The 12185-nt window shown below is 70.6% G+C and carries 7 protein-coding genes and 1 pseudogene; 1 reads left to right on the forward strand and 7 read right to left on the reverse strand.

Features of this window, described 5'->3' with window-relative positions:
* Positions 1–4: 4 nt before the first annotated feature.
* The 4 genes from purB to AWC24_RS09690 form a co-directional block, all read right to left on the reverse strand.
* Entirely contained in the window at positions 5–1423 is a 1419-nt protein-coding gene (gene purB, locus AWC24_RS09675) for an adenylosuccinate lyase (RefSeq protein ID WP_085084328.1), read from the reverse strand.
* A gap of 53 nt (positions 1424–1476) precedes the next feature.
* Complete coding sequence (gene pntB, locus AWC24_RS09680; protein ID WP_085084330.1) at positions 1477–2898, reverse strand: Re/Si-specific NAD(P)(+) transhydrogenase subunit beta; 1422 nt, start codon at positions 2896–2898, stop codon at positions 1477–1479.
* Between the two features lie 33 nt (positions 2899–2931).
* Complete coding sequence (locus AWC24_RS09685) at positions 2932–4455, reverse strand: Re/Si-specific NAD(P)(+) transhydrogenase subunit alpha (protein WP_085084332.1); 1524 nt, start codon at positions 4453–4455, stop codon at positions 2932–2934.
* A gap of 119 nt (positions 4456–4574) precedes the next feature.
* Entirely contained in the window at positions 4575–5204 is a 630-nt protein-coding gene (locus AWC24_RS09690; protein WP_085084334.1) for a TetR/AcrR family transcriptional regulator, read from the reverse strand.
* Between the two features lie 79 nt (positions 5205–5283).
* Between AWC24_RS09690 and AWC24_RS09695 the strand changes: the two genes are divergently transcribed.
* Positions 5284–6111, forward strand: coding sequence for an alpha/beta hydrolase-fold protein (locus tag AWC24_RS09695; RefSeq protein ID WP_085084336.1), 828 nt, complete (start codon positions 5284–5286; stop codon positions 6109–6111).
* A 217-nt stretch (positions 6112–6328) separates the two neighbouring features.
* Here the strand turns inward: AWC24_RS09695 and AWC24_RS09700 are convergent, their stop codons facing one another.
* The 3 genes and pseudogenes from AWC24_RS09700 to AWC24_RS23320 form a co-directional block, all read right to left on the reverse strand.
* The gene (locus AWC24_RS09700) at positions 6329–6901 is read right to left on the reverse strand and encodes a hypothetical protein (RefSeq protein WP_085084338.1); all 573 of its coding nucleotides are present in this window, start codon (positions 6899–6901) and stop codon (positions 6329–6331) included.
* 54 nt (positions 6902–6955) lie between these two features.
* On the reverse strand, positions 6956–8224 hold the full coding sequence (purD, locus tag AWC24_RS09705; RefSeq protein ID WP_085084369.1) for a phosphoribosylamine--glycine ligase: 1269 nt from the start codon (positions 8222–8224) through the stop codon (positions 6956–6958).
* A gap of 173 nt (positions 8225–8397) precedes the next feature.
* A pseudogene (locus AWC24_RS23320) lies at positions 8398–12185 on the reverse strand (PE family protein); the annotation flags it as partial.

Genomic DNA, 12185 nt, shown 5'->3' on the forward strand with positions numbered 1-12185 from the left:
CTGATTAGAGGATCGCGCCCGGGGTGTAGGCGGAGGCCTCCGGGTACCGGTCGGCCAGTTCGGCCACCGCGGCCGCGACCTGGTCGACCTGGTCGGCGGCCGCTCCGGTGAACGCCCGCCGGTCGGCGATGGCGGCTTGAAGCGCGGCACGGTCCAGCGGCAGCCGCTCATCGGCGGCCAGCCGGTCCAGCAGATCCGGTTCGGCGCCGCGTTCCCGCATCGCCAGGGCGACGGCCACCGCGTGTTCCTTGATCACCTCGTGGGCGGTCTCCCGGCCCATCCCGGCGCGCACCGCGGCGATCAGCACCTTGGTGGTGGCCAGGAACGGCAGGTAGCGGTCGAGTTCCCGGGTGATCACCGCCGGGTAGGCGCCGAATTCGTCGAGGACGGTCAGAAACGTCTCGGTCTGTCCGTCGATGGCGAAGAACGCATCCGGCAACGCGACCCGGCGCACCACCGAACAGAACACGTCGCCCTCGTTCCACTGCGCGCCCGCCAGTTCGGCGGCCATCGCCGCGTAGCCGCGCAGCACCACCTGCAGTCCGTTGACCCGCTCGCAGCTTCGGGTGTTCATCTTGTGAGGCATCGCCGATGAGCCCACCTGGCCGGGCGCGAAGCCCTCGGTGACCAGTTCGTGGCCGGCCATCAGCCGGATGGTGTGGGCCAGCGACGACGGGCCGGCGCCCAGTTGCACCAGCGCGGACACCACATCATGGTCCAGCGACCGGGGATAGACCTGGCCGACGCTGGTCAAAACGGCTGAGAAACCCAAGAATTCGGCAACCCGGCGTTCCAGCTCGGCGAGCTTGGCGGTGTCGCCGTCGAACAGGTCGAGCATGTCCTGGGCGGTGCCCATCGGGCCTTTGATACCGCGCAGCGGATAGCGGTCGATGAGCTCTCGCACCCGGGTCAGCGCCATCAGTGTTTCCTCGGCGGCTGAGGCGAACCGCTTGCCCAACGTGGTGGCCTGCGCGGCGACGTTGTGACTGCGGCCGGCCATCACCAGCTCGCGGTAGGCCACCGCGTGGCTGACCAGCCGGGCGACCACCGCCAGGCCGTGGCTGAACACCAGCTCCAGGGATTGGCGGATCTGCAGCTGCTCGACGTTCTCGGTCAGGTCGCGACTGGTCATCCCCTTGTGGACGTGCTCGTGGCCGGCCAGTGCGTTGAATTCCTCGATGCGCGCCTTGACGTCGTGGCGGGTGATTCGCTCGCGGTCGGCGATCGACTCGAGGTCGACGTGGTCGAGCACGGCCTCGTAGTCGGCGATCGCCTGCTCGGGTACCTGCACGCCGAGCTCGGCCTGAGCGCGCAGCACCGCCAGCCACAGGCGGCGTTCGGCGACGATCTTGGCCCGCGGCGACCAGATGTCGCTCATCGCGGCGCTGGCGTAGCGGGTGGCCAGCACGTTGGGGATGCTCACGAGCAGCTAGCTTACGGGGCCGGCGGCGGCCCGCCGCGCCTGCCGGTGGGGCCTCACAGCGCGTGCAGGATGTCCTCGACCCGGTCCTTGGCGTCGCCGAAGAGCATGGCGGAGTTCTGCCGGAAGAACAGCGGGTTCTGCACGCCTGCATAGCCCGACGCCATCGAGCGCTTGAAGACGATCACGTTGTCGGCTTCCCACACCGTCAGGACCGGCATGCCGGCGATCGGGCTGCTCGGGTCTTCGGCGGCGGCCGGGTTGACAGTGTCGTTGGCACCGATCACCAGCACCACGGAGGTGTCGTCGAAGTCGTCGTTGATCTCGTCCATCTCCAGGACGATGTCGTAGGGCACCTTGGCCTCGGCCAGCAGCACGTTCATGTGGCCCGGGAGCCGGCCGGCGACGGGGTGGATACCGAAGCGTACGTTGACGCCTCGCTCGCGTAGCTTGCGGGTCAGTTCGGCGACGCCGTACTGGGCCTGCGCGACGGCCATGCCGTAGCCCGGGGTGATGACCACCGAGTCGGCGCCGGTCAGCAGTTCGGCCACCCCTTCGGCGGTGATCTCCCGGTGCTCGCCGTAATCGGTGTCGTCGGAGGGACCGGCCTCGATGCCGAAGCCACCGGCGATCACCGAGATGAACGACCGGTTCATCGCCTTGCACATGATGTAGGACAGGTAGGCACCCGAGGAGCCGACCAGCGCACCGGTGATGATGAGCAGGTCGTTGGAGAGCAGGAAGCCCGATGCCGCGGCCGCCCAGCCGGAGTAGCTGTTGAGCATCGAGACCACCACCGGCATGTCGCCACCGCCGATGGAGGCGACCAGGTGCCAGCCCAGCGCCAGCGCCAGCACGGTGACCACGATCAGCAGCCACAGCTGCGGCTCGTTGACGAACCACACCGTCAGCGCGAAGAACGCCACCAGGGTGCCGACGTTGAGGAAGTTCTTGCCGGGCAGCATCAACGGGTTGGACTTCATCCGGCCCGACAGCTTGAGGTTGGCCACGATGGAGCCGGTGAAGGTGACCGCACCGATGAACACGCCGATGAACACCTCGGCGGAGTGAATGCCCAGCAACCCCGAGGCCGCCAACTCCTGGGCGTCGGCCCCCTGCATGTCGGCTTCGATGTGCAGGTAGCCGTTCCAGCCGACCAGCACGGCGGCCAGACCGACGAACGAGTGCAGCAGCGCGATCAGTTCGGGCATGCCGGTCATCTCGACGACCTTGGCCCGCCACAGCCCGATCGCCGCACCCACCACGGTCGCCCCGATCAGCAACGCGAGACCGAGCGGCTGGATGCAGCGGTTGACGGCCAGGGCGATCGTCGCGGCCAGCGCCACCGTCATGCCGAGGATGCCGAAGCTGTTGCCGACCTTGGACGTTTCATGCTTACTCAGCCCGGCCAGCGCCAGGATGAACAACAGCGCCGCGACGATGTATGCCGCCGAGGCGGCGGTCTCGATCGAGAACATAGAGGTCTACTCCAAATCGGGGGTGCGCAGCGCCTAGCTGCGGGAGAACATGGCCAGCATGCGGCGGGTCACCGCGAAACCACCGAAGACGTTGATACTGGCCAGCAGGATCGCCGCGGTCGCCAGCGCCGTGATGGCCGGATCGCCGTGCCCGATCTGCAGCAGCGCACCGACCACGATGATGCCCGAGATGGCGTTGGTCACCGACATCAGCGGCGTGTGCAGCGCGTGGTGCACATGCCCGATCACGTAGTAACCGATCACGATCGCCAGCGCGAAGACCGTCAGGTGCACCTGCAGTGCCGCCGGCGCCAGCGCCACCAGGACGAACAACACCGCCGCCGCGGACATCACCAGGCCCAGCCGTCGCCCGGCCGTCATCGGCTCCTTCGACGCCGGCGCGGCCACCGGGGCTTCGGCGGCCTTGGCCGGAGCGGCCGAGACCTGCACCGGCGGTGGCGGCCACGTCGATTCGCCGTCGCGCACCACGGTCATCGACCGCTGCACCACGTCGTCGAAGTCCAGCACCAGTTGGCCGTCCTTGCCGGGCGTCATCAACTTCATCAGGTTGACCAGGTTGGTGCCGTAGAGCTGCGAGGCCTGGGCGGGCAACCGCCCGGCCAGATCGGTGTAACCGATGATCGTCACCCCGTTGTCGGTGACGACGGCCTGGTCGGCGACGGTGCCCTCGACGTTGCCGCCGTTGGCCGCGGCCATGTCCACGATCACACTGCCCGGCGTCATCGAGGCGACCATGTCGGCGGTGATGATCCGCGGCGCGGGCTTACCCGGGATGAGCGCGGTGGTGACGACGATGTCGACGTCTTTGCACTGCTCGGAGTAGAGCTCGACCTCGCGGGCCTTGTAGTCGTCGCCCATCTCCTTGGCGTAGCCGGTCGCCGAGACCTCGGCGTCGGGGTCCTCGATCGACAGGTACTCCCCGCCCAGGGATTTCACCTGATCGGCCACCTCGGGCCGCGGGTCGGTGGCCCGCACGATCGCCCCCAGGCTGCCGGCCGCGCCGATCGCGGCCAGGCCGGCCACCCCGGCGCCCACCACCAGCACCTTGGCCGGTGGCACCTTGCCGGCGGCGGTCACCTGGCCGGTGAAGAACCGGCCGAACACATGGGCGGCCTCCACCACGGCGCGGTAGCCGGCGATGTTGGCCATCGAGCTCAGCACGTCCAATGACTGCGCCCGCGAGATCCGGGGGACCGCGTCCATCGACAGTGCCGTGATCGGGCGGCGGGCCAGATCCTCCACCCGATCCGGGTTCAGTGCCGGCGCCAGCAGGCTGACCAGCGTCGCGCCGGGCTTCATGGCGTCGAGCTGCTCGGCCGCGGGGGCGTTGACGCCGAAGACGATGTCAGCGGCGCGTGCGTCGCCGATCGTCGCGCCGGCGTCGACGTACGCGGCATCGGTGAAGGACGACGCCTCTCCCGCACCGGCGTCCACCACCACCTCGTAGCCGAGCTTGATCAGCTGGGCGACGGTGGTTGGCGTCGCCGACACACGCGTCTCACCGGGCTGCGCCTCGGATAGGACACCGATATTCATGACGTAGCTCTCCGCATTCGCTTCTCGTAGGCGTTTCTGGGCGTCTTGGCACCCCCCGGGTTACCCGCCAGTAGCAAAGTAGCGACAAAGGGGTCGAGGCAGCATACCGTGTGAGCTTCTCAGGCTGACACGGCGCGCTGGTCCAGCGGCGCGAGCAGGTCGATGACGTCGATCAGCGCCGCCCGGGCGACGGTCCGCGGCCCCTGGCGATCGTCGACCAGGGCCGCCATCACCGCCCCATCGACCATGCAGACCAGCGCATGCGCCATCTCGACCCGGGCGATCCGCCCGGAACGCTCGACGGCTTCGGCGACGGCATCGGACCGTTGGTGCAGGATGCGGCGCTGGATCTCGCGGAGCGCTGGCTGCCGGGCGCAGACGATGGACCGCTCATAGCGCGATATGAGCTGCTCGGTGACCTGTGGGCCGTTCGCAGCGTCCTCTGGTGACCCCACCAGCAGCTCCACCAGCATGTCGGCCGTCGTCTCGGCACTGCGTCGGCGCCGGGACAGGCCTGCGATCCGGGCCCGCAGCTGCGCGACCTCCAACATTCCGATGTGTTCCACCGCGCTGGCGATCAGGTCGTCCAGCGACGAGAAGTAATAGGTGGTCGACGCCAACGGCAGGCCGGCCCGCTGCGCCACCGCGCGGTGTCGCACCGCTTCGAACCCGCCCTCGCGCAGCAGCTCGGCGGCAGCACTGATCAGCGCATACCGTCGGCGTTCCCCCTTGGGCGTGACCGCTGTCATCACGCCTAGAGATGCTGCCAGCACAGCTATCGCCGCATCATGGGTTTGCGTCTTTTCGGACAAACCACCCCCCGCTGGCATGATGGCCGCCATGCCGGAGTTGAGCCGACGGGCGGTGCTGCGCCTCGGAACGGCCGCCGGCGCACTGGGCGTGGGTTCGTTGCTCGGCGCCCGGCCGGCCCGGGCCACCCCGGCGCTGGCCACCATGACGACCGGCTCGTTCGCCTCGGCGGCGCGTGGCGGGATCGCCACCAACTGGGCGATCGCCCGGCCGCCGGGCCAGACCGAGGCACTGCGCCCGCTGATCGCATTGCACGGCAAGGGCAGCGATGCCGCGACGGTGATGGCCGGCGGGGTGGAACAGGGCCTGGCCGAGGCGGTCGCCGCGGGACTGCCCCCGTTCGCGGTGGTGGCCGTCGACGGCGGCGGCAGTTACTGGCACCGGCGTGCCTCCGGGGAGGACTCCGGTGCGATGGTGACCGACGAGCTGCTGCCGCTGCTGGCCGGCCAGGGTTTGGACACCACCCGGGTGGCGTTCATCGGCTGGTCGATGGGCGGCTACGGCGCGCTGCTGCTCGGGGGCCGGCTCGGTCCAGACCGGACCGCGGCGATCTGCGCGGTGAGCCCCGCACTGTGGCTCTCGCCCGGTGCCGCGGCGCCGGGTGCGTTCGACGGCGCGGCGGATTTCGCCGCCAACTCGGTCTTCGGAATGCCGGGTCTGGAATCGATTCCGATCCGGGTGGATTGCGGAAACTCCGATCCGTTCTACTCGGCGACCCGGGCTTTCATCGACCAGCTGCCCAATCCGCCCGCGGGCGGCTTCTCGCCCGGCGGGCACGACGGGTCCTACTGGAGCTCCCAGCTCCCGGCCGAGTTGACCTGGATCGCCCCGCTCTTGACTGCTTAGTCAATTCTTCAGCCGCAACCTGGATAGCGAGATCGACGTATGCTCGCAGCCCGCCGCACCCATTACCGCCGAACCTTCCTGCCCACTCAGGACGACGCCGAGATCTATGACAACAGCGGCAACCGTGCTGAGCACGGCCTACAGCGTGACCGACCTCGGATTGTTCACCAACGTCTTGAGATCCCCTGGCGCTCTTGGGGTTCTGAGCCTGGGCCGACTACTGGCAGAGCTTGCCCAATGCGGCGATGCGCGCATCAAGATCGCGCCCCAGCTGCTCCCGTTCGGAATTCGGTTGCCCGACAAGGTAACTGAGGTTCAGATGCTCGAGCTCGCCGGCCATCGCACGCGCCGCGTCCGCGATATCCTGCGACACAGCGGCTTTCTCTTCCACGCGACCCCGCAGGTAGGCGGCGCCTGCAGTCAGGGACAGCCTCGCGTTCGCGGCCACCGCGAGCTGAGCAACCGGGTTCTCGGGATCCGGGTTTTTCAGGTGCATGTTGTTGGCCACCGCCTGACGCGCGAGCACCGCCGCGGCACATACATCCTTCTTCGCGTCGGCAACCTGCTGATCGGAGAAATCGGCCGACGTCCCGGACACCGGGAGCCACCAGGCAACCGCCGCGCCGGCCAAGGCTCCGGCGACGAGCGCAATCCCCGCCGCGAGGAGCAGGGGCCCCTGAGCTGATTTCACCGGCGCTGCGGCCGCCGATCGTTTCACAGCCGCAGGCTGCTCCGATGAGTGATCCTCGTCGGCCGACTCAGCAGAGTCCAGCTCAGTTTCGTCAGACATACTGGGTAACTGTACCGGCGCCCTCACCGAGCCGACCGAGGATGTTGGGCTCGGCTAGATCCGAATCTTGTCCTCGGCGGCCGCCAGTCCGATATCGGTGCGGAAGTGGCTCCCGGGCAAGCGGATCGAGCCGAGGGTCCGGTAGGCCGCCGCGCGGGCCGCGGCCAAGTCCTCGCCGACACCCACCACCGACAGCACCCGGCCACCGGACGACACCACCGCCCCGTCCTCGCGGAGCACGGTGCCGGCGTGCAGCACGGCCTCACCCTCGGCGCCCACGATCACGTCCCCGACGCGGGGCCGGCCGGGATAGTTCTCCGCGGCCAACACCACCGTCACCGCCGAGCTGTCCCGCCAGCGCAGCGCACCGAACTCGTTGAGCCCGCCGGTGGCGGCGGCGTGCAGTAGCTGCCCGAGCGGCGACTCCAGCAGCGCCAGTACCGCTTGGGTCTCCGGATCCCCGAAGCGGCAGTTGAATTCGATGACGGCCGGCCCGGTCGAAGTCATCGCCACTCCGGCGTAGAGCAGCCCGGCGAACCGGCTGCCGCGTCGGACCAGTTCGGCGGCGACCGGCTTGACGATGTCGGCGACGATCCCCGCCGCAGCCTCTCGGGACAGCCAGGGCAGCGGAGCATAGGCGCCCATGCCGCCGGTGTTGGGGCCGGCATCGCCGTCACCGACCCGTTTGAAGTCCTGCGCCGGCAGTAACGGCACCACCGTGTCGCCGTCGACGACGCAGAACAACGACAGCTCGGGGCCATCCAAAAACGATTCCAACAGCACCGGATGTCCGGCGTCGAGCAGGCCGGCGGCATGTGCCCGGGCCACTGCGCGGTCCTGCGTCACCACCACTCCCTTGCCGGCGGCCAGCCCGTCGTCTTTGACCACCCAGGCCGCCTCGCCGGCATCCGGGCCGAATCGACTCAGGGCGGCGTCCAGGTCGGCCGGGCTGTCGACGATCTCCGAGCGGGCGGTGCGCACTCCGGCCGCGGCCATCACGTCCTTGGCGAACGCCTTGGAGCCTTCGATGCGCGCGGCGCCCCGGGACGGCCCGAAGCAGGCGATGCCGGCGGCTCGTACTGCGTCGGCGACGCCCAATACCAGGGGCACCTCGGGCCCGATCACCACCAGGTCCGCAGCGACGTCACGGGCCAGGGCAGCGACCGCCGGACCGGAGGTGATGTCGACATCGCGTTGTTCGGCGACCGCTGCGGTGCCGGCGTTGCCCGGCGCGATCACCAGGTGATCGACTTTCGGGTCGTTGCGAAGGGCCATGAGGAGCGCATGTTCCCGGGCGCCGGAACCGATCACCAGGACGCGCATCGGCGCCACTCCTCTCTCATTCCCCTCGCATCGTCGTCGGCGGGGGCGCGAGACAAAGGATATATAGCAAGACCGCTCGGCAGGCGGCGACGGGTCTACGTCGCAGCCGACGTGCGCCGTTCGACCTGTGGCCGCTGACTGCTGGGCGCGTGCCGGATTAGCCGGTACACCGGTTACGCCGGAATCCCCGGTGTGCCGGACTCACCGCTCGCACCGGGCCGGCCGCCGGTCCCGCCGTCCCCGGCAGGGCCGAACGACCCCCCGGCGCCGCCTTGCCCGGGATTGCCGTTGTTGACCCCGGGGACACCGCCTGCGCCATCGCCACCGTCGCCGCCGTTACCGCCGTCGCCATTCAGGCCGCCTGGCTCGACGCTGCTGGTGCCGCCATTTCCGCCGGCACCGCCGTTTCCGCCGTGACCACCGGTGCCGTTGTTGATGTGGATGTCGCCGAGAGCGCCGACACCGCCGTCGCCGCCGTCGCCACCGTCTCCGCCCGTGGCGCCGGTCCCGATGGTCCCGGCGGCTCCACCGTCGCCACCCTTACCGCCGTTACCGCCGGCGCCGTTGTTCATGCCGAGTCGGCCGTCGCCGCCGTCGCCGGCGGCGCCGCCATTCCCACCGGAACCAGCTTGTCCGGCGGCACCCCCGGCGTTTCCGCCGTTGCCACCGTTGCCGCCGTTGCCGCCGTAGTCGTTGTTGGCCGTCATCCCACCGTCCGCACCGATACCGCCGTCCCCGGCATCGCCGCCGCTACTGACGACCGGGCCCGCCTGGCCGACCTGTCCGGATTGCCCACCGTTTCCGCCATGCCCGCCGTTCCCGCCGTAGCCGTTGTTGTGCCCGATCTGGCCGTCGTCACCATGACCACCGGCGCCACCGTTCCCACCGGCCCCGGCCTGGCCGGTGGCATCCCCGGCGTTCCCGCCGATGCCGCCATGACCGCCATTGCCGCCGTAGCCGTTGTTGTAGCCGACCTGGCCGTCGTCACCATGACCACCGGCACCGCCGTCGCCACCGGCGCCGGCCTGCCCGGCGCTGCCGATCGTTCCGCCCAGCCCGCCGGTGCCGCCGTTACCGCCGTGGCCGCCGTGGCCGTTGTTGTAACCGACCTGGCCGTTGGCGCCGGCTCCGCCGTCGCCGCCGGTACCGCCGTTACCCGCCTGACCGGTGACGTCACCGGCGTTCCCACCGGTGCCGCCACGACCGCCGTGACCGCCGTAGCCGTTGTTGGACGTGATCTCGCCAGCCGCACCGGCACCACCGGCGCCACCGGTACCGCCGTTACCCGCCTGCCCGGCGATACCCACCGACCCGGCCAACCCGCCGGTACCACCGGTACCCCCGGTGCCGCCGTAACCGTTGTTGAATCCGACCTGGCCGTCGGCGCCGGTTCCGCCGGTCCCGCCCGCACCGCCGTCACCAGCCCGGCCGGTGACATCCCCAGCGTGTCCGCCGATGCCACCACGACCGCCGTGACCGCCGTAGCCATTGTTGAACCCGACCTGACCGTCGGCCCCGGCACCGCCGTTACCGCCATTACCGCCGCTACCACCGACACCCTCATCGCCGATGATCGAGCCGCCCAGGCCGCCCTTGCCACCGGAACCGCCGTTGCCGCCGGTTCCGCCTTGGCCACCGGTGTGGAAGTCGGTGGCATCGGCGCCGTCCGCGCCATGGCCGCCGTTGCCGCCGGCGCCGCCGTTGCCGTGGTCGCCCCCGTTGCCGCCGTTGCCCCCGGCTCCGCCGTTCGCACCGGCCCGACCGCTATCGCTGGCCTGGGCGAGCGGGCTGTACCCGGCCCCGCCGTCGCCACCGTTGCCGACCACTCCGGTCACGCCGTTGCCGGCAGTGCCGTCGTGGCCGGTGCCACCGGTACCGGCCGCACCGCCGGTGCCGGCCTGGCCGCCACTCCCAGCGGATCCGGCAACACCGACGTTGCCACCGTTGCCGCCGTTACCGCCGGCGATATGGGTGACGTCGCCGTTCTTGCCGTCGCCACCGTCTCCGGGGGTACCTGCGTTGCCGCCATTGCCGCCGTCACCGCCGCTGCCGTTGGCGCCCGCAGTGACTCCGGGTGCTGTGGATGCGCCGCCGTTGCCCCCGGCACCGCCGGCGCCACCCTTGCCGCCGTGACCGCCGTCGCCTGCGTTGCCGCCGCTGGTGCCTGCCGCGGCGTTGGTGTCGGTGGCCGCGTCGTGGCCGTCGTGGCCATCGCCGCCGTCTGCGCCCTGGCCGCCGCTCCCGCCGTTGCCACCGGCGCCGCCGACGAAACCGATGCCGCCGTTACCACCGGCGCCGGCCGCGCCGCCGTCGCCACCACTCTGGCCGTTGTCGCCGGAGTTGAGGCCGTTGTCGCCTTGGTAACCGGCGCCGCCGTGGCCACCATTGCCGCCGTTGCCGCCGTTGCCCTGGATTCCGTCGAGCCCGCTCTCACTGCCATCGGCATTGCGGCCGCCGATACCTGCCAGCCCGCCGTCACCGCCATGGCCGCCCCGGGTGCCATCACCGCCGTTGACGCCCGGAGCGCTGCCCTGACTGCCATCGACACCGTTGGCGCCGCTGCCCCCATCACCACCATCACCACCAGCACCCGCACTGCCGTGCGTCCCGGTGGCGGCCTGGCCATCACGCCCAGAGCCCCCGGCACCACCAGCCCCGGCGTTGCCACCGTTACCGCCGGCCTGACCGGCCTGCCCATCCATGGAGGGATTGCCCTCGGCCAGCCCGTCACGCCCAAAGTCACCATCGCTGCCGCGGGCACCGTCACCACCAGCACCGCCGGCACCACCACGGCCCTGCACACCCTGCACACCGGCAGCACCCTCAGCAGCCCGCACGCCATCACCAGAAAGACCACCGGCACCCTGGGTTCCGGCTAGACCACCAGCACCACCATCACCGCCGAGACCACCCACACCGCCATGACCACCATCGAGGCCCGCACCGGACTGCTCAAACCCGTCACCGCCGACACCACCGGCACCCCCATCGCCACCATGACCGCCATCACCAGCAGCGCCACCCACACCACCCACACCAGCCACCCCAGCGAGGGCACCACTGCCCGCAACACCCCCATTGCCGCCGGCACCACCATGGCCACCACGCTCCCCGGCCCCGCCATGACCACCCGCACCACCAGCAACCCCATCAACGGACTCCGCCGTCCCGGCGCCACCGTCAACACCGGCACCACCAGCACTGCCGGCCGCACCGCTTAAGCCATCACCACCGGCACCACCAGCGCCACCATTGCCCCCGACACCATCCACAGCCCGACCGACACCATCGGCCTGCACCCCACCGAGACCACCATTGCCACCAGCACCACCATGACCACCCGCAGCACCATCAACAGCACCGGCCACACCATCGACACCGTTGGCGCCGCTGCCACCATCACCACCATCACCACCAGCACCCGCACTGCCGTGCGTCCCGGTGGCGCCGGTGGCGCCACCGGCTGCACCGCCGGCACCCGCGGCCCCGCCGTTGCCGCCCGCGCCACCATTGCCGGCATCGTCGCCGGCGGCCAAGCCGTTGGTGCCGGCACCGCCGTCACCGCCGAGCCCACCGCTACCACCGCGGCCCCCGTCACCGTCACGACCCACCACGCCATCACCCGAGCCACCGATCCCGGCCGCGCCACCGGCACCGCCCCGACCACCGGCAGCACCGTTACCACCATTGCCACCGGCAGCCCCGTGACCCCAACCATTGTCAGCGAAGGTGCCCGCCTCACCAGCGGCGCCGTTGCCACCGTTGCCGCCGTTGCCACCGACACCACCGGCCCCACCATTGCCGCCGATCCCGACGAACGACGAACCATCACCGCCTAGCCCACCGTTGCCGCCCGCGCCACCGTTACCGGCGTTACCGCCGGGCACCCCATGGCCGCCGTGGCCGCCCGAGCCGGTGCCGGCCGCACCATCGGTACCCGTCCAACCGGCACCACCGGCCC

Origin of the sequence: Mycolicibacter senuensis (assembly GCF_002101885.1) — a bacterium.
In the GTDB taxonomy this organism is placed as follows: domain Bacteria; phylum Actinomycetota; class Actinomycetes; order Mycobacteriales; family Mycobacteriaceae; genus Mycobacterium; species Mycobacterium senuense.

Bases quoted from the DNA above. Each gene is read 5' to 3' on its own strand.
- pntB (WP_085084330.1), bottom strand. From the start codon at position 2,898: ATGTTCTCGATCGAGACCGCCGCCTCGGCGGCATACATCGTCGCGGCG.
- AWC24_RS09685 (WP_085084332.1), bottom strand. From the start codon at position 4,455: ATGAATATCGGTGTCCTATCCGAGGCGCAGCCCGGTGAGACGCGTGTG.
- AWC24_RS09690 (WP_085084334.1), bottom strand. From the start codon at position 5,204: ATGACAGCGGTCACGCCCAAGGGGGAACGCCGACGGTATGCGCTGATC.
- AWC24_RS09695 (WP_085084336.1), top strand. From the start codon at position 5,284: ATGATGGCCGCCATGCCGGAGTTGAGCCGACGGGCGGTGCTGCGCCTC.
- AWC24_RS09700 (WP_085084338.1), bottom strand. From the start codon at position 6,901: ATGTCTGACGAAACTGAGCTGGACTCTGCTGAGTCGGCCGACGAGGAT.
- purD (WP_085084369.1), bottom strand. From the start codon at position 8,224: ATGCGCGTCCTGGTGATCGGTTCCGGCGCCCGGGAACATGCGCTCCTC.